This window comes from Thioalkalivibrio sp. AKL6, assembly GCF_000376905.1.
In the GTDB taxonomy this organism is placed as follows: domain Bacteria; phylum Pseudomonadota; class Gammaproteobacteria; order Ectothiorhodospirales; family Ectothiorhodospiraceae; genus Thioalkalivibrio; species Thioalkalivibrio versutus.
In genome coordinates, this window is the sequence record NZ_AQXS01000010.1 from 1 (window position 1) to 19345 (window position 19345).

The window sequence follows — 19345 nt, forward strand, 5'->3', positions numbered from 1 at the left end:
TTACGTTCCTGTCGTTAGGATAGTGAATGCCTTGGGGTTTTTCAGGGCGTAGCGAAACCGCGTTCCAGGGTTCCGTTAGAGCGGGGCGAGCAAGGTGGGTTTGCCCGAGGTTCGGGGGACGGGTTGCAGACGCGGGGCTTGCGGCCGATTGCTTTGGCGAATCCGGCTTATGTCAACAAAGTGGGTGTCCCAAGGGATCGCTTACAAACGAAAAGCCCCGGCACGATGGCCGGGGCTCCAGTACTGAGTGGGTGTCCTTACCCTTTGATGTCAACAAAGTGGGTGTCCTAAGGGATCGACAAAGTGGGTGTCCCAGAGGATTGCCGCCGAGCTTCTACAAAGTGGGTGTCCCAGAGGATTGTTAGGTGTCCCAGAGGATTTCTAAGTGGGTGTCCCAAGGGATCGAACGAAAAAAGCCCCGGCACGATGGCCGGGGCTTTAGTCCTGAGTGGGTGTCCTTACCCTTTGGCGATGTCGACAAAGTGGGTGTCCCAGAGGATCGCGCGGCTTATGACAAAGTGGGTGTCCCAGAGGATTCCCACCAACAAAGTGGGTGTCCCAGAGGATTACCAAGTGGGTGTCCCAGAGGATTGGCGCTTCTTGCCACCGTCGCCGATCGGTGTCCCCGAGGTTCGCGGTTAAACGAAAAAGCCCCGGCACGATGGCCGGGGCTCCAGTACTGAGTGGGTGTCCTTACCCTATTACCCTACGGTGAGGAAGTGAGGGGGGGTTAACCCTCTTCGCCGCCGCCGCCGCCGCCGCCGGCATTACCGCGGCAGTTAGCCGGCAGGTAGTTGGGCGCAACGTTGGTGCCGGTGCCGCCGCAGACCCACTCTACGCCGCCACCAGTGGCATCGTTTCCTTCGAACACGAGCGTCTCGCTGCCGGCCTCAATCGGGCCAAAGGTCTGGAAGGTTACGGTGATGAGGCCGGGGCCATCATCAGCATTCTCCGTGGAGATTTGGATTTCGTTCACGATGTCAGTGGAGGGAGTGGTGAAACCAGCAGCTGCATTGCTGGCCGGCCATTCGCCTTCGGTGATGTAGTGTTCGCTAACCGCCGTGCGAGCAGAGGCGGCCAGCGTGATGCCCTCGGAAATCTGCGCCCGAGTCGTATAATCCTGATAAGCCGGCAACGCAATCGCCGCCAGAATCCCGATAATCGCCACAACGATCATCAGTTCGATCAGCGTGAAGCCCTTCTGGACACTCTTCACTTTTTGCATGGTGCTTCTCCCTTGATGTGATAAAAGCTGGGCCTTCGGCCCGGCCACCCCGTGGGCAGCTGTCTGAGTAGATGCATTGGGCGTGCCAAGAGTGCGGGAATGCGTGAAAACGGCGCCCGGGCGCGGTGTGGTCTGTGGCATGGGTCACGCCCACACGCTTCCCGGGTGTGTCACGTGACAAAAATGGTCATGTGATGTGACGCACGTTGTCACTCTGGGGGCTGGGGTGCCCCTGGTTGTCATGGCCGGGGGTCTTGATCTTGGGGTGTTCGAACGGTGGAGATCCCGGCTCTTCGCTGCGCTACGGCCGGGATGACGGGGTTTCGGCGCTGGGGCCGGGATCACACTCTGGCGGGGGCTTCGCGGGCAGGCCCGCTCCCACAGGCGTTGGGGGTGGGGCAGAGTTGATGCGATTCGCTGCGCTCATCGCATCCTACGGGGCCGGGAAGCTAGAGGCCGAGGATGGCGACGGCGGTGGCGAAGTAGATGGTGATGCCGACGACGTCGACGACGGAGGTGATGAGCGGGGCGCTGGCGACGGCGGGGTCGACGCCCAGGCGGGTGAGGGTGAACGGCAGCAGCAGGCCGAACAGGGAGCCGAACAGGACGACCAGGAACATGCCGAGCGCGATGGCGTTGGCGACCTCGAGGCTGCCCAGCCAGTTGCCGGAGAGCCAGATGGCGCCGGCCAGGGTGGCGCCGAGGGCGGAGGCGACCAGGATCTCCTTGCCGCCCAGGCGCCACCAGTCCTGGGGTTTGATGTCGTTGGTGGCAAGCGAGCGCACGACCAGGGTGGAGGCCTGGGCGCCGGCGTTGCCGCCGGAGGCGATGACCATGGGCAGGAAGAAGATCAGTGCGACGACGGTCTCGATGGCGGCCTCGAAGTGGGCGATGGCCAGGCCGGAGAGGATGTTCACGGCGACCAGGATGACCAGCCAGCCGATGCGCTTGCGATAGAGCAGCTGCATGCTCGCGTCGCGCAGCGAGAGCACGACGTCGCCCACCGCGGCCATGCGGTGGAAGTCCTCGGTGGTCTCGGCGCGCAGTACGTCCATCACGTCGTCGACGGTGATGATGCCGAGCAGGTGGCCGTTGTCGTCGACCACCGGGAGGACGTCGAGATCGTAGTGGCTGATGCGGTGGGCGGCCTCTTCGCGGTCTTCCTCCGCACTGATGCTGACGACATCGGTGTTCATGCGCTCGCGCACGCTGGTGGTGGGGCGCGACAGCAGCAGCCCCTTCAGGCGCACCCAGCCGAGCAGCTCGCCGGTGGGCGTGACCACGAAGATGGTGTTGATGGTCTCGGCCAGGTCGCTCTGTTCGCGCAGGTGGTCCATGGCCTCGGCCACCGACCAGTCCGGCTGGACCGTGGCGAACTCGGGCGTCATCAGGCGCCCGGCGCTCTCCTCCGGGTAGCCGAGCAGGGTCTCCAGGGCCTCCTGGTCTTCGTCCGGGAGGGTCTCCAGCAGGGATTCGGCCTGTTCGTCCTCCAGCCCGTCGATCACCGAGACCGCGTCGTCGTAGGACAGGGCCGCGACCAGGCGGCTGGCGTGCTCGTCGTCCAGCGCCTGAAACACGCGGGACTGGTGGTCCGATTCCAGATGGGCGTAGATATCCGCGGTGCACTCGACATCCAGGCGCTGGAAGAAGGCCTCCATCTGTTGGGCCGGCAGGGCCTCCAGCGCGTCGGAGAGATCCGGCGCCGCGTGCTCGGCGCACAGGCTCTGCAGGGCCTCGGCGGTGGGTGCGGTCAGCGCGGTCTGCAGGGCCTGGGGCAGGGTGTCGAGATCCGGTTCCGTGGGGCTCATCCGGGAGGTCCTATGGGATTGCCAGGCCGAGCAGGGCCGTGGCCAGCGTGAAGTAGATGAGGATACCGCCGATGTCGGCGAGCGAGGTGACCAGCGGTACGCTGGCGGTCGCCGGATCGAGGCGGAACTTGTTCAGGACCACCGGCAGCAGCATGCCGAGGATGCTGGCCACGGTAACGATGATGGTCATCGACAGCGCGACCAATAGCGCGATCTCCGGCCCGCCGCGCCACAGCCCGACCAGCGAGACCGCGACACCCATGCTGAGCCCGAGGGTCAGGGACACGCCCATCTCCTTGGCCCACAGCCGGAGCCAGTCCCTGGCCGTGACCTCGCCGGTGGCCATGGCGCGCACCATCAGCGTGGAGCTCTGCGCGCCCGCGTTACCGCCGGATGCGATCAGCAGCGGCAGGAAGAACACCAGCACCACCACCGCCTCGATGATGTCCTCGTACTGCGAGATCATCAGCGCGCCGATGGTGTTGAAGGCGACCAGACCGAGCAGCCAGCCGATGCGCTTGCGATAGAGCAGGAACGGGCTGGCCTCCTGCGGGGACAGCGGCAGGGTGCCCACCGAGCCCAGCTTGTGGAAGTCCTCGGTGGACTCGGCCTCGATCAGGTCCATCACGTCGTCGACCGTGACCACGCCCAGCAGTTCGCCGATCTCGCCGACGACTGGCAGGCTCTCCAGGTCGTAGTGCTGGATGCGGCGGGCGGCCTCCACCGCGTGTTCGGAGACCGCGATGGTGATCGGGTCGGCTTCGCCCAGCAGTTCGCGCACCGGGCTTTCGGCGCTGGCGCGCAGGAAGTGGCGGATGGGGATGGCGGCCAGCAGTACGCGGTCCTGATCGACCACGAAGATCACGTTGTTGGAGTGTTCGTCCGCGTTGCGGCGGATGAAGGCCAGGGCGCGCTTGAGCGTCCAGTCCGGGTCCACCGCGACGACATCCGGCGACATCACGCGGCCGACCGAGTCCTCCGGGTAGTTGAGCTGCTTGAGCGCGCGGCGAATCGCGCGAAACGGCAGCAGGCGCAGGTAGCCGCGCAGGGTGTCCGGATCCAGGGTCTGCAGCAGGGCGGTGAGGTCGTCCGCCTCCATCTCGGAGAGGATGAAGCGGGCGTCCTCGCGCGGCGAGGCCTCCAGCAGGCGGATCTGGTGCCCGGTGTCGAGGTAGGCAAAGACGTCCGCCTTGCGCCCGGGGGGCAGCAGGTTGAAGACGGCGATGAGGTCTTCCTCGCCCAGCTCCATCAGCGCGTGGGCGATATCCTGCACGCGCATGTAGTCGAGCAGTTCGTGGAGCCCGTCGCGGTCGTCCAGACGCAACAGCTCCTTCAACTCGATGATGGACTGCTCGAGGTGAAGCTCCATGCCCTTCTCCCGGCGGCATCGGGGCAGCGCGCGGACTGTGCACGGGCACAGGCCATCGCGGCGCCGCACGAATGCGGTGAATGGTGCAGGTTCGGGTCGGGCGGGGCCCGGCCGTTCCCGGCTCTTTGATCAAAGAGGCCTGACGGGAAGCGACCGGTTAGGGAACGGACGCTTGCCGCTAGGCGCAGATAGATCGGCTGCGTGATCGGCGTGTCAAGGCGCGTTCCCGTGTGTGGAGATGCTGCTTATTCTAACGGATGGCGGCCGTCAATCAACCGCTTGTGCAGGGTTTTGAAACATTCATCTACTCTTCATGGTCTGTGATGGGCCGGAGAGTGTGGGGCGTTCGGTGAGCGCTGTTCGCCTGCGAGCAGGCGCCTACGGTGGGCTTTTCCTGCCGTGTAGAGGCGAAGATTCGTGTGATTGAAAAGGTGTATGCGATGGAGCATCAAGGCTCGGTAGAAGGCGTGGTGCTGTCTCTGACCGATGTGGCGTTTGCCTACCCCGGCGAGGGCGAGGTGCTGCACGGCTTGAACTTCGAGCTGGCCCCCGGCGAGCGCGTGGCGATCGTGGGCGAGAGCGGGAGTGGCAAGTCCACCCTGCTGCATCTGGCGGCCGGGCTGGAGGCGGCGGATCGCGGCGCGGTGCATCTGGCGGGCGAGGCGCTCGCGGGGCTGGACGAGGCGGCACGCACGCGGCTGCGCCGGGCCCGCGTGGGGATTGTGTTCCAGTCGTTCCATCTGATTCCGACGCTGACGGTGCTGGAGAACGTGATGCTGCCGCTGGAGCTGGCAACGGGGGACGCTGCGGCCGCCCGCCGCGAGCGCGCCGGACGCCAGCTGACGGCGGTAGGGCTGGGGGACAAGGGTGAGCGGTATCCGGAGGCGCTGTCGGGCGGCGAGCAGCAGCGGGTCGCGATCGCGCGGGCGCTGGTGCACGAGCCGGCGCTGATCCTCGCCGACGAGCCGACCGGCAACCTCGACTCGCGCACTGGCGAGACGGTGTTCGGGCTGCTGCTGGAGCAAGTACGGGCGACCGGGTGTTCCTTGTTGCTGGTGACCCACAGCAATGAACTGGCGGGGCGACTGGATCGGGTGCTGACGATGCGCGACGGGGTCCTTCAGCCTCCGGAATCGGTGGAGGGGTTGCCGGCGTGAGCGGTCTCGTTCTGCGTGCGTGGCTGCGCGACTGGCGTCGGCGGCCGCTGCAGCGGGTGCTGACGCTGGTCGGTGTGATCATCGGCGTGGCGGTGGTGCTGGCGGTGGATCTGGCGAACCAGTCCGCCCAGCGGGCCTTCGACCGTTCGATGGACGAGGTGGCCGGGGCCGCTACGCATCAGGTGCTGGGGCCTGCGAGCGGCTTCGACGAGGCCTTGTACCGCGACCTGCGCATGGCCGGGTGGCGGGATACGGCCCCGATCGTGGAGGGCCCGGCGCGACTGCCGGATGGGACGACCATCTACGTGCTGGGCGTCGATCCGCTGGCCGAGGGGCCGTTTCGCGGGGCGGCCTCGGATATCGGCGATGCCCCGGTGCAGCGCCTGGTGACCGAACCGGGGACGATCCTGCCGCCCGCGGGCGGGTTCCGGGCGAGCGGGGAGGCGCATGGGGCTCGATTGGCGCTGGAGGCGGCCGGGGGCGAGCGCGAGGTCACGCTGATCGACCGTGCCGCCGAACGCGACGAGGACCCGAGTGATGATGGGGGGGATGGCGCGTCCGAGGATGCGGGCGCCGCGCTCTGGGTGACGGATATCGCCACGGCGCAGGTATTGCTCGACCGGCTGGGGCGGCTGGACCGGATCGACGTGCGGCTGGCCGATGACGAGGTCGAGGCCCTGGCCGACGTATTGCCCGCGGAACTGGAGCTGGTGGCGGTCGAGAGCCGGGGGCAGGCGGCGCGCCAGCTGGCGCAGGCGTTCCGCATCAACCTCACGGCGATGAGCCTGCTGGCGCTGCTGATCGCGGCGTTTCTGATCTACAACACGCAGACCTTTGCGGTGCTGCGCCGGCGCGAGGTGATTGCCAGTCTGCGCCTGGTCGGTGTCGGGCGCCGGGCGATCTTCGGGGTGGTGCTGCTGGAGGCCCTGCTGGTCGGCGTGATCGGCACGCTGCTGGGTGCGCTGCTGGGGGTGGCCCTGGCGCAGATGCTGGTCGCGCAGGTCGCGCAGACGGTGACGGATCACTTCTTCGCGGTGGCGGTGACCGGGGTGACACCGCGGCCATTGGCGCTGGCCGCGGTGCTGCTGCTGGGCGTGGGGCTGTCGCTGGCGGCCGCACTGGCCCCGGCCTGGGAGGCGGCGCGGGCGGCCAGCCCGGCCGGCACCGGGCGCGGGGGGCTGGAACGGCGTGCCCGTGGTTGGGCCGCGTGGCTGGCGCTGGCGTCTATCGTTCTGTTGCTGGCGGGCGTCGGGTTGATCGTGACCGGTGCCGGGGCGCTGGTGGGCGGGTTTGTCGCACTGTTCCTGCTGATTGCGGGCTTCGTGTTGCTGTTGCCCTGGGTGCTGGCGTGGACGCTGCGCGGCCTGGCGGTGCTGGTGCGCGGGGCCGCCCTGCCGCGCATTGCGGTTCGCAGCCTGGAGCGCAGCTTGTCGCGCAGCGCGCCCGCCACCTCGGCGCTGACGCTGGCGCTAGCGGCGGCCATCGGCGTGGCGGTGATGGTGGGGAGCTTTCGCGGAAGCGTCGAGCAGTGGCTGGGGCAGGCACTGACCTCGGACCTGTACGTGGTGCCGGCGGCCCCGGCCTCGGCGCGCGGTGGGGCGCGCCTGCCCGAGGACTGGACGGCCGACCTGGTGGCCCGGTCGGGTGCCGTGTCGGTCAGTTCCGGCACCAGCCAGGAGGTCGTCAGTGACCGGGGACTGGTGGACCTGTACGTGGTGCGTCCGCATGCCGACTGGCTGGACTACCTGCCGCTGCTGGAGGCGGCCGTGCCCCGCGAGGCGCTGGGGGCTCGGCTGGCCGCGGACGATGCCGTGCTGGTGACCGAGCCGTTTGCCGCGCATCACGATGTCGGCGTGGGGGATCGGCTTTCGCTGGCCGCGGCCGGGGGGCGGCGGGCATTCGAGATCCTAGGGATTTATCGCGACTACGGGAACCCGCAGGGCACGGTGCTGATGACGCAGGCGGCGTTCGCGCGCGGGGGCGTGTCCGCGGACGGGGTGGGCTCATTCGGGCTGCGCCTGCCGGATGGTGCCGACGCCGAGCAGGCGGTGGAGCACCTGGAGGCGTGGCTGGCGGCGCAGGACCACGCGGCGTTGGTGACGCGGCCGGGGGATATCGAGCAGGAGTCCATGGCGATCTTCGATCGGACCTTTGCGATCACGCACCTGCTGCGGGTGATCACGCTGGTGGTCGCGTTCATCGCGATCCTGGGGGCGTTGATTGCGTTGCAGATGGAACGGGCGCGCGAGTTCGCCACGCTGCGCAGCCTCGGCCTGTTGCCCGGCGGCGTGCGCGGGCTGGTGGTGCTGCAGGGCGGTGTGCTCGGGGTATTCGCCGCCCTGGCGGCGATCCCGCTCGGGCTGGGGATGGGCTGGTTGCTGATCGAGGTGATCAACCGCGAGGCCTTTGGCTGGGGGATGGACCTGCGCCTGCCCTGGGTCGAGGTCGGGGAGACCGTACTGCTGGGCGTGGGGGCTGCATTGCTGGCGTCGGTGATCCCGGCCTGGCGGATGGCGAGGATGCGGCTGGTGCCGGCGCTTAGGGAGGTACCGTGATGGACTGGATGGGGTATTGGATGACATGTCTGGGAGCCCCTGTGGGAGCGGGCCTGCCCGCGAAGCCCCCGCCCGCGCTGGATTCTGGCGAGAGGCATTCGCGGGCAGGCCCGCTCCCACAGGGGCTCCTACAGGGGCTTCTGGTCATGTTGTTGGTGGGGTTACTGGCCGCATGCGGGGGTGTGGAGCCGCCGGAGGCGGACGATTCGGGGGTGACCGGACTGCGGGTGAGTGAGGCCCTCGGGGGCGAGGACACTACGGGCTTTCGCCGCGCTGACGCGCCGCGGGCGTTCGAGTTTCCGCGCGATCATGGGCCGCATCCGGGGTTTCGCAACGAGTGGTGGTACCTGACGGGGAATCTGGACGGGCCCGAAGGCGCGCGTTTCGCGTTTCACGTGACGTTCTTCCGCGTGGGGCTCGCGCCCGGGCTCGCCGGGGATCCGGCCTGGCACGAGTCGGCCTGGGCCAGCCCCGATCTGTGGATGGTGCATACGGCGGTGTTGGACCGTGACGCGGGGTTTCACGCATCCGAGGAGCGGTTCGTGCGCGATGGCGGCGGGCTGGCCGGGGCCACCGAGCCGGTGGGGCGTGTCTGGGCCGAGGATTGGGAACTGGCCGGGCTGGAGGGGGCGCGCTGGACACTGCGCTTCACGGTCGAGGACTACGTGCTGTCCCTGGAACTGGAGCCGGCGCGCGAGCCGGTGTTGCAGGGCGAGGCCGGCCTGAGCCAGAAGGGGCCGGAGCCGGGCGATGCCTCGTATTACTACTCGATGCCGCGTATCGCGGTGGCCGGCGAGGTGCGCCGTGCTGCCGGGGCAACGCTGGACGTGACCGGGCAGGCGTGGATGGACCGCGAATGGAGTACCAGCGCGCTGGCGGAGGATCAGGCGGGCTGGGACTGGTTTGCGCTGCAGCTGGATGACGGGCTGGACGTGATGTATTACCAGTTGCGCCGCCCCGATGGCACGCCGCATGAGTTATCGAAAGGTCGCTGGATGCCGTTGGATGCCGAGGACGCCCTGCTGGAGCCGGAGCAGGTGCAGCTCGAACCCACCCGCTACGCCACCCAGCCGTCCGGTAACCGCTATCCGGTGGAATGGTCCCTGCGTATCGAGCCTCCGGGTGGCGGGCCTGTGCGCGAGTGGACCGTGGTCGCGGTGCGCGACGAGCAGGAGATGGACACGGTGGTCCGCTATTGGGAAGGGGCCGTGGATATCCTCGACGCGGATGGCGAGCCGGTCGGCCGGGGCTTCGTGGAGTTGACGGGGTATGAGGACGGGTGAGGGCCTTGGGTTGGGGGTGCCTCTGCCTGCGGGGTGATGCGATTCGCTTCGCTCATTGCATCGATGATGTGGGGCGTTTCGGAAATGGGGTGGCGGGGCGCGCCACCCCGGGGGTTACCACTCCAGGGCTTCGTGGGCGGGGGCCAGGTCGAAGTCGTCCTCGAGGTGGGCGCGCAGGGCGCGTTCTTCCATCAGGCGTTCCAGGGCGCGGCGAGCGGCGTGGCGTGCCGGGCCGCGGTCATTGACGAGCTGGTTGTCGAACAGGCTGGCGATTTCGTCGGCACCATCGGCCACGTCGTCGATCGTCGGATCCATTGTCGGGTCTCCTGACAAGCCGGCCGGGCCACCCCGGACTGCGGTATCAGAAAAGCCTTATATATCGTTCCCGGCGCTGCGCAAGCAGAAAATTCTTATTGTTCGGCGGATTGTCTTATGGGCATGGCGCGCCGAACTCGGGACGCTGCTTCTGGTCCATCGTGCACGAGTGGCAGCGCTTCTCACTGTCATCCCAACCAGTCGCGAGGGCAGGCCATGCTGATCCGCACCCGACGTCGTTCCGAGTGTTCCCATAGCGAGATCACCCCGCCGGAGGTCTACGCGCGGCGGCGCGAGTTCCTGCGTGCCGGGGTCGGGTTGGGCGCCGGTCTTGCCCTGGGGGGACTGGGCATGGCGTTGCCGACCTCGGCCGCGCTGCGCGGCTACCCGCTCGAGTTCGAGGGCAGTGATTACTCCACGGACGAGTCGAAGACCGCGTATGACGAGATCACCAGCTACAACAATTTCTTCGAGATGGGGCCGGGCAAGAGTGACCCCAAGACCTACGCCGACCAGCTGAAGACCGACCCCTGGACCATCACCGTGGACGGGCTGTGCGAGAACCCCGGCGAGTATGCGGTCGAGGATTTCATCAGCCCCTGGTCACTGGAGGAGCGGATCTATCGCATGCGCTGTGTCGAGGGCTGGTCCATGGTGATCCCGTGGATCGGCTTCGAGCTGAATCGCATCATCGAGAAGGCGCAGCCGCGCGGCGGTGCCCGCTATGTCGCCTTCGAGAGCATCTACGATCCGGACAACCTGCGTGGCCAGCGCCGCCGCCGCGGCAGTAGTGGCGGGCTCGAGTGGCCCTATACCGAGGGGCTGCGCCTGGACGAGGCGATGCATCCGCTGACGATTCTGGCCGTGGGGTTGTACGACGAGGTGTTGCCGAATCAGAACGGGGCGCCGATCCGCGTGGTGGTGCCGTGGAAGTACGGCTTCAAGAGCATCAAGTCGATCCAGCACATCCGCTTTGTCGAGGACCAGCCGCCGACCCTGTGGAATCAGGCGCAGTCCGACGAGTACGGTTTCTACAGCAACGTGAATCCGGACGTGGACCATCCGCGCTGGTCACAGCGCACCGAGCGCCGGATCGGCGAGTTCCGCCGCCGGCGCACGGAGATGTTCAACGGCTATGCCGATGAAGTCGCCTCGCTGTACGAGGGGATGGACCTGACGCGGTACATCTGACGCGGTGACGGCATGACGGCCTCAACGCGCCGGGCGCGCACCCGGCCACCGCGTGGCGTCTGGTGGGCGGTGCTGCTGGCCTCGCTGGTCCCGGCGGCCTGGATCGGCCTGCGTACGCTGGGCTGGTTCGACGGGCTGGGCGTGAACCCGATCGAGAAGCTGCTGGAACTCTCCGGCACCCACGCGATGATCGCGCTGCTGATCGCGCTGGCGGTCACACCGCTGCGACAGATGACGGGGCTGGCGTGGATCGTGCGGCTGCGGCGGATGCTGGGGCTGGTGGCGTTCGGCTACGTGACCGCGCACGCCCTGATCTGGCTGGGGGTGGATCTGTTCTTTGACTGGGAACTGGTGCTCTACGACCTGACCGAGCGCCCGTTCGTGATGGTCGGCTTCGCCGCCTGGCTGATCCTGCTGGCGTTGACGCTGACCTCCACCGACGGCGCCCAGCGCTGGCTCAAGAAGAAGTGGGTCTGGCTGCACCGTGGGGTGTACCTGGCCGGCGTGCTGGCGGTGCTCCACTTCCTGTGGCTGGCCCGCGCTGACTACGTGGAGGTCGCCCTGTACGCGGCGATACTCGCCTTCCTGCTCGGCTGGCGTGTCGTCTACCGCTGGCGGAGCCGCCGGCGCTTCCATGCCCGCCGCCGCACCCCCGCCTGAGCGTCCGGCTCAATTACCTTTTGTTGACCACGAAGGCACGAAGAAGGGTCGGGTCAAGGGCGTTCCTGATGAGCAACGAGCTTCCGCCCATTGCCGGGAACGTTCGTCCAGGGGTTGGCTCCGTCCGCCGCGGGGAGCTGTTGGGCTCCGCGAGTCGCATCGTTTCCTGCGTCGTGCCAGTTCCTTGATGGGATTCGCTGCGCTCATCCCATCCTACGACTGCGGGAGGGCAGCGGTGCGCGTCATCCCGGAAACCGCGTAGCGGTTATCCGGGATCTCGGCGGCTGGGGTTGCCCCGACGGGGGAGATCCCGGCTCTTCGCTTCGCTTCGGCCGGGATGACAGTGCAGGGGCCAGGGCCGGGGAGGGTGACATTCCCAAAAGGCCCGGATTAGGGCGACCTGCGGCGGGCCATTTACGTCCCCGGATGATCCCCGTGACTGGCTGACTCTCGTCGCTAATCAGGCGATTTTTTAACCCTGGACCTGCTCTGTTTCCTATGTGCCTTTCGTCGTCAACCGCCCTTGCCCTTCTTCGTGTGCTTCGTAGTGGATAAAAGGGGGCCCGAAGAACGTTAGCTGGCGTTAAGGGTGATCAGGAATTCGAGCAGGGCCTTCTGGGCGTGCAGGCGGTTCTCGGCCTCGTCCCAGACGACGCTTTGCGGGCCTTCCAGGACGTCCGTGGAGACTTCTTCTTCGCGGTGCGCCGGCAGGCAGTGCATGAACAGGGCGTCGTCGTTGGCGAGCCGCATCAGGTCGGCATCGACGAAGAAGCCGGAGAAGGCCCGGCGCCGCGCGCTCTTTTCCTGCTCCTGGCCCATGCTCGCCCAGACATCGGTGACGACCAGATCCGCACCCTCGGCCGCGGCACGGGCGTCGCGCGTCAGCTCGAAGTGTTCCTGCGTGGTCTCGACCACGCTGGGCTCCGGGTCGTAGCCTTCCGGACAGGCGGCGACCAGCTGGAAATCCAGCTGGCGGGCGGCGTACATGTAGCTGTGGCACATGTTGTTGCCGTCGCCGATCCAGGCCACGCGCTTGCCGCGGATGTCGCCGCGGTGCTCGACGTAGGTCTGCAGGTCGGCGAGCAGCTGCGCCGGGTGCTCCAGATCGGTCAGGCCGTTGATCACCGGGACCGAGGAGTGCTTGGCGAACAGTTCGATCTTCTCGTGCTCGTAGGTGCGGATCATCACGCAGTCGACCATGCGCGAGAGTACGCGGGCGGTGTCTTCGATCGGCTCGCCGCGGCCCAGCTGGGTGTCGCGCGGGGACAGGAACAGGGCGTTGCCGCCCAGCTGCTGCATGCCCACCTCGAACGACACCCGGGTGCGGGTGGAGGACTTCTCGAAGATCATGCCGAGCGTCTTGCCGCGCAGCAGGTCGTCGTGGTGTCCGCCCGACTTCAGCTGCTGCTTGAGCTCGATCGCCCGTTGCAGCAGGGCACGGGTTTCATCCCCGGAGAGATCGAGGAACGAGAGGTAATGGCGAGGGTTCATGCAGAGACCTCCTTGGGGACAGAGGATGACAGGAAGGCATCCACCAGGTCGGCTACGGTGGCGGCGATCTGTTCCACCTGGTCGTCGTCGATGATGAGCGGCGGCAGCAGGCGGATCACGCGGTCCGCCGTCACGTTCAGGATCAGGCCGCGTTCCAGGGCGGCCATCACCAGCTCGCCCGCCGGGCGGTCCAGCTCGACGCCGATCATCAGGCCGCGGCCGCGCACGGCGACCACGCCCGGGTGGTCGCTCAGGCGGTCGCGCAGGCGACCCAGCAGGAATTCGCCCTGGCGCGCGGCTTGTTCGCACAGGGCCTCGTCCTGCATCACGTCGAGCACGGCCAGCGCCGCCCGGCACACCAGCGGGTTGCCCCCGAAGGTGGTGCCATGCATGCCGGGACTGAACAGATCGCGCGCCGCACCGGCGACCAGATTGGCGCCAATGGGGATGCCGTTGCCGAGACCCTTGGCCAGGCTGACCACGTCCGGCGTGATGCCCTCGTGCTGGAAGGCGAACCAGTATCCGGTGCGCCCGATGCCGGCCTGGATCTCGTCCAGCATCAGCAGCCAGTCCTTGCGGTCGGCCAGCTCGCGCAGGCGGCGCAGGTAGCCAGGGGGCGGGACATGGACCCCGCCTTCGCCGGTGACCGGCTCGACCAGGATGGCGACCACGTCGGGGTCTTCGGTCAGGGCCTCTACCGCATCGAAGTCGCCGTGCGGGACATGCACGAAGCCCGAGACCAGCGGTTCGAACCCGGCCCGCACCTTGGGGTTTCCGGTGGCGGACAGCGTGGCCAGGGTGCGGCCGTGGAAGCTGCCCTCCATCACTACGATCTTGGGCTCGGCGATGCCCCGGGCGCGGCCGTGCAGGCGGGCGAGCTTGATCGCCGCTTCGTTGGCCTCGGCTCCGGAGTTGCAGAAGAACGCGCGGTCCATGCTGGCCAGCTTGCACAGACGCCGGGCCAGCTGTTCCTGCAGCGGGATGCGGTACAGGTTGGAGGTATGCACCAGCGTGCCGGCCTGGTCGCAGATGGCCTGTGCCACCTTGGGGTGGGCATGTCCGAGACCGCACACGGCAATGCCGGACAGGGCATCCAGATAGCGCTTGCCGTCGGTGTCCCACAGCCAGGCGCCTTCGCCGCGTTCAAAGGCGACGGGCAGGCGCTTGTAGGTGTTCTGCAGGGCGTCGTTCATTGGGTTCTCCGAAACCAAAGAGCCGGCGGAGGACCGCCGGCTCGATGAAAGGCGCAGCCGCATCATGCGGCCAAAGGCGCCTAGTATATAAACCCTTTGGGGTTTACTTCATCTGCTGGGCAGCAAAGTCCCAGTTGACCACGGCCCAGAAGTTCTCGAGGTACTTCGGGCGCGCGTTGCGATAGTCGATGTAGTAGGCGTGCTCCCAGACATCGCAGGTCAGCAGCGGGGTCTTGCCGTCGCGCAGCGGGTTGGCGGCGTTGGAGGTGTTGACGATCTCCACCGAGCCATCACTGTTCTGCACCAGCCAGGTCCAGCCGGAACCGAAGTTGCCGACGGCGGATTCGTTGAACTTCTCCTTGAAGGCATCGAACGAACCGAAGGCGCTGTTGATCGCGTCCGCGAGCTTGCCGGAGGGTTCGCCGCCGGCGTTCGGGGCCATACAGTTGAAGTAGAAGGTGTGGTTCCAGACCTGGGCGCCGTTGTTGAAGATGCCGCCGGCCGGGGCCTTCTTGATGATGTCTTCCAGCGAGGCATTTTCGAACTCGGAACCCGGCAACAGGCCGTTCAGCTTGGTCACGTAGGTCGCGTGGTGCTTGTCGTGATGGTATTCCAGCGTCTCGGCGGAGATGTGCGGTTCCAGCGCGTTCTTGGCGTAGGGCAGATCGGGCAGTTCGTAGGCCATGAAAGACTCCTTGTACGGTGTCGTGAGAAACTGAGGCGGCGGCGCACCCGAACCGGGAGCGCTGCTTAACAGGACAACGATAGTCACGTTGCCCGGGCGATGCAATTTCCGATGACGCCGGTTGGTTTTCACCCCGGCGGATTTCCCACAAGACGAGGCGCATGGCGGATACCGACAAGACGGGGCAGGAAGGCGAAGCGGCGGTGGCGAAGCGCTCGACGGTGGACTGGCGGGCCCGGATCGGCCTGATGCTGGGCCCGGCGATCTTTGTGCTGTTCCTGCTGGTGCCGGCGCCGATGGGGTTCGATCCGGCGGCGTGGTGGGTGCTGGGGCTGACGCTGTTCATGGCGACCTGGTGGATCAGCGAGGCGTTGCCGCTGCCGGTCACGGCGCTGCTGCCGATCGCGATCCTCCCGGTCCTCGACATCACCTCGATGGAGAACGCGACCGCGCCCTACGCGAACCCGATCATCTTCCTGTTCATGGGCGGCTTTGCGATCGCCTTGGCGGTGCAGCGCTGGGATTTGCACCGGCGCATGGCGCTGGCGATCGTGGCCCGTTCCGGGAATCGTCTGCACGCCCTGGTGGGGGCCTTCATGCTGGCCACGGCCGGGTTGTCCATGTGGGTCAGCAATACCGCGACCGCGGCGCTGATGCTGCCGATCGCCCTGTCGGTGCTGGGCCTGATCGAACGTGGTGCATCGCCACGGGGTCCGGGGGCGACTGCGGAGTCGCGGCGCCCGGCCCTGGCATTGTTGCTGGGGATCGCCTTTGCCGCGAACATCGGGGGCATGGCGACCATCATCGGCTCGCCGCCGAATGCCCTGACCGCGGCCTATCTCGGGGATCGCCACGGGATGGAGATCGGGTTTCTGGAGTGGATGACCTTGGGCCTGCCGCTGGCGGCGGTCCTCCTGGCCCTCGCGTGGTGGCTGCTGACGCGCTGGGTGTTCCCGGTGCACCGGGTCGAACTGACCGGCCTGCGCGCCCTGCTGGACGAGCAGCGCGCCACGGTCGGGCGCTGGTCGACCGCAGAGAAGCGGGTGGCGGCGGTGTTCGTGCTGGTCGCGCTCGCCTGGCTGACACGGCCGCTGCTGGAGGGCTGGTTGCCCATCTCGCTGACCGATGCCGGCATTGCGATCCTGGGCGCCGGCTTGTTGTTCCTGATTCCCTCGGGTTCCATGGAACAGCGCAGGTTGTTGGCCTGGGATAACACCCGCGAGCTGCCCTGGGGTGTGCTGCTGCTGGTCGGAGGCGGCCTGAGCCTGGGGGCGGCCATCGAGTCCAGTGGTCTGGCGGAGCTGGCGGCCGATGCCCTGGTGATCGCGCAGACCTGGCCGCTGATCCTGATCATGGCCGGGGTGGTGTTGCTGACCATGACGCTGAGCCACGTAACCAGCAATACGGCCACGGCCGCGACGCTGTTACCCCTGGTCACCGCGTTTGCGCTGAGCATGGACGTGCCGGTACTGATGCTGGCACTCCCCGTCGCCTTTGCCGCTTCCGTGGCCTTCATGCTGCCAGTGGCGACCCCGCCGAATGCCATCGTGTTCGCCAGCAACCGCCTGCAGGTGCTGGACATGGTGCGGGGCGGGGCACTGCTTTCCGTGGTGGCGCTGGTGCTGATCAGCCTGGCCGTCTACGTCTTCGCCGAGGCCCTGCTGGTGTAGCCGCGGCGCGGATTCGTTCTGTGATGGCCGTGTCCCCGACGTTCTTGTGGGGATGAAAAGCCTTCCATGCTCAAGTTCTAGGATTCGCCGCCGCTAGGGAGGGCGAACGGCCCATTATTTTGCGAGCTGGCGCTGACCGGCGGACCGAAGGACGCACAGACATGTTCAACAATATTCGAATTGGCGTACGGCTCATGGTGGGCATCATCGGCGTGGTGGTCCTCGCCGTGGTGCTGACCCTGGTCGTGGTGATGAATGCCCTGGGTACGATGGCGGACAGGGCGGAGCAGCGTGAGCTGAACGACTTGGCTGGCCAGTTGCTGGACCGGCTGGACCAGGAGTCGGCGCGCGCGACCGCGATGGCGGAGACCGTGGCGCGCATCCCGGATGTGCAGGAGGCCATGGCCGATGGGGATCGCGATCGGTTGGCCGCACTGACCGTTCCGAGTTTCGAGTCCCTGAGCGCCGATTACGGCGTGCGCCAGTATCAGTTCCACACGCCGCCGGCGACCTCCTTCCTGCGCGTGCATCGCCCGGATCGTTATGGCGACGACCTGTCCGGTTTTCGCCAGACGGTCGTCGACACCAACGACCGCCGGGCCCCGATCTCGGGCCTGGAAGAGGGCGTGGCCGGCCTGGGTATCCGCGGCGTGGTCCCCATCGCTCACAACGGAGAGCATGTGGGTTCGGTGGAGTTCGGGCTGTCCTTCGGCGACCCCTTCTTCGAGCAGTTCACCGAGGAGCTGGGTGCACCGGTCGCGCTCTACCTGCGCGATGAGGGTCGGTTCAACCGCTTTGGCGGGACCATCGAAGGCGAAGCGACTTTCAATGCGGCCGAGATGCGCGAAGTGCTCCAGGGCGAGCGCCTGGTGCGCAACGTGACCTACCAGGGCGAGCCGATGGCGGTGATCGCCCGGCCGGTGCGCGATTTCTCCGGCGATGCGGTGGGTGTGCTGGAACTGATGGTGGACCGCAGCGCCTACGTGACCATGACCCGCAACGCCACCGGCACGGTGGTCATGGTCGGCGTGATCGCGGTGGTTCTGGGCGCGCTGCTGGCCTGGTTCCTGACCCGCAGTATCGTGCGCCCGCTGTGCCAGACGGTGGAGCGTCTGGACGACATCGCCAGTGGCGAGGGTGACCTGACGCGCCAGCTGGAGGTGTCCGGCCGGAACGAGCTGGGCGATCTGGCGGTGGTGTTCAACCGCTTTGTCGAGAAGATTCGCGTGTTGATCCAGCAAGTGGCGGCGGGTTCCGATCAGGTCGCTGCCGCGTCCAACGAGCTGTCCGCGACCAGCGAGGAGACCAACGAGCAGGTGCGCCGCCAGAAGGCGGAGACCGACCAGGTCGCCACCGCGATGAACGAGATGACCGCCACCGTGCAGGAAGTCGCCCGCAATGCCGCGGATGCGGCGGCGGCCGCCCAGGCTACGGACCAGGACGCCGTGGCCGGTCAGCAGGTGGTGCAGAAGACGGTCACCGCGATCAACGGCCTGTCCAGGCAGGTCGACAATGCGGCCGAGGTGGTCACCCGCCTGTCGCAGGATGCCGAGCAGATCAACAAGGTCCTGGAGGTCATTGGGGACATCGCCGACCAGACCAACCTGCTGGCGCTGAATGCCGCGATCGAGGCGGCCCGCGCTGGCGAGCAGGGCCGCGGCTTCGCCGTGGTGGCCGACGAGGTACGCACCCTGGCCAGCCGGACGCAGGACTCGACGCACGAGATCCAGCAGATGATCGAGCGGGTCCAGAGCGGTACGCGCGAGGCGGTGCAGGCGATGGAAGATGGGCGTTCCAAGGCCCACGAGAGTGTCGAGCAGGTGAACCTTGCCGGCGAATCGCTCAACGCGATTACCCAGTCGGTGACCCGCATCAGCGACATGAACACGCAGATCGCCAGCGCCGCCGAGGAGCAGTCCACCGTGGCCGAGGAGATCAACCGCAACGTGGCCAACATCACCGAGGTGCTTGACCAGACCGCGGCGGGCTCCGAGCAGATCCGCAATGCCTCGGAGGAGCTGTCCAAGCTCGCCTCCCAGCAGCAGGAGCGTGTGGGTCAGTTCAAGGTCTGATACTCGACCGGATGGTGTCGAGCCCGCCTCCCTGTTCGGGGAGCGCGGGCTTTTTTATGCGTGTGGGGAAAAGGGCAGACGAAGAAGCCAGGTCAAGGGCGATCCTGATTAGCAACGAGCGTCAGCCAGGCTCAAGGCCCGTGCGGGCCCGGGTCTCCGGGCGCCTCCTACATCGTCATCCCGGAAACCGCGCAGCGGTTATCCGGGACCTCCACGGTATGAGTGACCCGTACGTTGGGGCTAGAACGGCGTGTGGAGATCCCGGCTCTGCGCTGCGCTACGGCCGGGATGACGGGGAGGGGGCCCTACGCCTGGGATCACAATCAGGGTGAGCTCCGCCCGGGATGACAGGGCAGGGGTAAGCGCCCCGGGAGGGTGACACTCCCAGGAAGGCCTGGATCAAAGTGGCCCGGGGCGGGCCATGCACGTCCCCAAATGGGCCCCGCCACTGGCTGACGATCGTTCCTAATCAGGAGGGCGATTGGACCACGGAGGACGCAGAGCACTGGGGGAAGGGCTGGGGAGGAAAAGGTCGGATGATGGCCGTACGACGTCAGACGACACTCCGGTCGTGATCTTTCGACACTGTCCTTGCCGTGCTCTGTGACCTCTGTGACCTCTGTGGTTCAGGCCTTTTGCCCGTCTTCGTGCCTTGGTGGCCTTCGTGGTGA

Annotated in this window: 14 protein-coding genes; 7 read left to right on the forward strand and 7 right to left on the reverse strand. The window is 67.2% G+C overall.

Translation table 11 applies throughout. The features are described from left to right. Positions 1–730: 730 nt before the first annotated feature. The 3 genes from D575_RS13725 to mgtE (D575_RS0108005) form a co-directional block, all read right to left on the reverse strand. Positions 731–1225 carry a pilin gene (locus D575_RS13725; RefSeq protein WP_018145397.1) on the reverse strand — a complete coding sequence of 165 codons (495 nt, stop codon included), beginning with the start codon at positions 1223–1225 and terminating at the stop codon, positions 731–733. A gap of 449 nt (positions 1226–1674) precedes the next feature. Then, the gene (gene mgtE / locus D575_RS0108000) at positions 1675–3033 is read right to left on the reverse strand and encodes a magnesium transporter (protein ID WP_018145398.1); all 1359 of its coding nucleotides are present in this window, start codon (positions 3031–3033) and stop codon (positions 1675–1677) included. Between the two features lie 10 nt (positions 3034–3043). Next, the gene (gene mgtE / locus D575_RS0108005; protein ID WP_018145399.1) at positions 3044–4402 is read right to left on the reverse strand and encodes a magnesium transporter; all 1359 of its coding nucleotides are present in this window, start codon (positions 4400–4402) and stop codon (positions 3044–3046) included. A gap of 440 nt (positions 4403–4842) precedes the next feature. Here mgtE (D575_RS0108005) and D575_RS0108010 point away from each other — a divergent pair, with 440 nt between their 5' ends. From D575_RS0108010 to D575_RS0108020, 3 genes are all read left to right on the forward strand, one after another. Beyond that, positions 4843–5559, forward strand: a complete 717-nt coding sequence (locus tag D575_RS0108010; protein ID WP_026182091.1) for an ABC transporter ATP-binding protein — start codon at positions 4843–4845, stop codon at positions 5557–5559. Continuing rightward, complete coding sequence (locus D575_RS0108015) at positions 5556–8114, forward strand: ABC transporter permease (protein WP_018145401.1); 2559 nt, start codon at positions 5556–5558, stop codon at positions 8112–8114. The genes D575_RS0108010 and D575_RS0108015 overlap by 4 nt, the downstream gene beginning before the upstream one ends. A 146-nt stretch (positions 8115–8260) precedes the next feature. Further along, positions 8261–9397, forward strand: a complete 1137-nt coding sequence (locus D575_RS0108020) for a lipocalin-like domain-containing protein (RefSeq protein WP_018145402.1) — start codon at positions 8261–8263, stop codon at positions 9395–9397. A gap of 114 nt (positions 9398–9511) precedes the next feature. Here D575_RS0108020 and D575_RS0108025 read toward each other — a convergent pair whose 3' ends face one another. Further along, positions 9512–9712: a PA3496 family putative envelope integrity protein gene (locus tag D575_RS0108025; protein WP_018145403.1), complete on the reverse strand. Its 201-nt coding sequence runs from the start codon at positions 9710–9712 to the stop codon at positions 9512–9514. Positions 9713–9928: 216 nt separating this feature from the next. On the opposite strand from D575_RS0108025, the gene msrP reads away from it, so the two are divergent. Together msrP and D575_RS0108035 are read left to right on the forward strand one after the other, a co-directional pair. Further along, positions 9929–10903, forward strand: a complete 975-nt coding sequence (msrP, locus tag D575_RS0108030) for a protein-methionine-sulfoxide reductase catalytic subunit MsrP (protein ID WP_018145404.1) — start codon at positions 9929–9931, stop codon at positions 10901–10903. 12 nt (positions 10904–10915) lie between these two features. After that, positions 10916–11563, forward strand: a complete 648-nt coding sequence (locus tag D575_RS0108035; RefSeq protein ID WP_018145405.1) for a sulfite oxidase heme-binding subunit YedZ — start codon at positions 10916–10918, stop codon at positions 11561–11563. A 573-nt stretch (positions 11564–12136) separates the two neighbouring features. On the opposite strand, the gene argF is transcribed toward D575_RS0108035, so the two are convergent. The 3 genes from argF to D575_RS0108050 form a co-directional block, all read right to left on the reverse strand. After that, a complete protein-coding gene (gene argF, locus D575_RS0108040) occupies positions 12137–13054 on the reverse strand; it encodes an ornithine carbamoyltransferase (RefSeq protein ID WP_018145406.1) in 918 nt (305 codons plus the stop codon). Beyond that, on the reverse strand, positions 13051–14247 hold the full coding sequence (locus D575_RS0108045) for an acetylornithine transaminase (protein ID WP_018145407.1): 1197 nt from the start codon (positions 14245–14247) through the stop codon (positions 13051–13053). The genes argF and D575_RS0108045 overlap by 4 nt, the downstream gene beginning before the upstream one ends. Positions 14248–14350: 103 nt before the next feature. After that, entirely contained in the window at positions 14351–14932 is a 582-nt protein-coding gene (locus D575_RS0108050) for a superoxide dismutase (protein WP_018145408.1), read from the reverse strand. A 161-nt stretch (positions 14933–15093) separates the two neighbouring features. Here D575_RS0108050 and D575_RS0108055 point away from each other — a divergent pair, with 161 nt between their 5' ends. Then, on the forward strand, positions 15094–16602 hold the full coding sequence (locus D575_RS0108055) for a DASS family sodium-coupled anion symporter (RefSeq protein ID WP_018145409.1): 1509 nt from the start codon (positions 15094–15096) through the stop codon (positions 16600–16602). A gap of 161 nt (positions 16603–16763) precedes the next feature. Next, complete coding sequence (locus D575_RS0108060) at positions 16764–18674, forward strand: methyl-accepting chemotaxis protein (protein WP_018145410.1); 1911 nt, start codon at positions 16764–16766, stop codon at positions 18672–18674. Positions 18675–19345: the final 671 nt, after the last annotated feature.

Coding starts and splice junctions, on each gene's coding strand:
- D575_RS13725 (WP_018145397.1), bottom strand. CDS start 1,225: ATGCAAAAAGTGAAGAGTGTCCAGAAGGGCTTCACGCTGATCGAACTG.
- mgtE (WP_018145398.1), bottom strand. CDS start 3,033: ATGAGCCCCACGGAACCGGATCTCGACACCCTGCCCCAGGCCCTGCAG.
- mgtE (WP_018145399.1), bottom strand. CDS start 4,402: ATGGAGCTTCACCTCGAGCAGTCCATCATCGAGTTGAAGGAGCTGTTG.
- D575_RS0108010 (WP_026182091.1), top strand. CDS start 4,843: ATGGAGCATCAAGGCTCGGTAGAAGGCGTGGTGCTGTCTCTGACCGAT.
- D575_RS0108020 (WP_018145402.1), top strand. CDS start 8,261: ATGTTGTTGGTGGGGTTACTGGCCGCATGCGGGGGTGTGGAGCCGCCG.
- D575_RS0108025 (WP_018145403.1), bottom strand. CDS start 9,712: ATGGATCCGACGATCGACGACGTGGCCGATGGTGCCGACGAAATCGCC.
- msrP (WP_018145404.1), top strand. CDS start 9,929: ATGCTGATCCGCACCCGACGTCGTTCCGAGTGTTCCCATAGCGAGATC.
- D575_RS0108035 (WP_018145405.1), top strand. CDS start 10,916: ATGACGGCCTCAACGCGCCGGGCGCGCACCCGGCCACCGCGTGGCGTC.
- argF (WP_018145406.1), bottom strand. CDS start 13,054: ATGAACCCTCGCCATTACCTCTCGTTCCTCGATCTCTCCGGGGATGAA.
- D575_RS0108045 (WP_018145407.1), bottom strand. CDS start 14,247: ATGAACGACGCCCTGCAGAACACCTACAAGCGCCTGCCCGTCGCCTTT.
- D575_RS0108050 (WP_018145408.1), bottom strand. CDS start 14,932: ATGGCCTACGAACTGCCCGATCTGCCCTACGCCAAGAACGCGCTGGAA.
- D575_RS0108055 (WP_018145409.1), top strand. CDS start 15,094: ATGGCGGATACCGACAAGACGGGGCAGGAAGGCGAAGCGGCGGTGGCG.
- D575_RS0108060 (WP_018145410.1), top strand. CDS start 16,764: ATGTTCAACAATATTCGAATTGGCGTACGGCTCATGGTGGGCATCATC.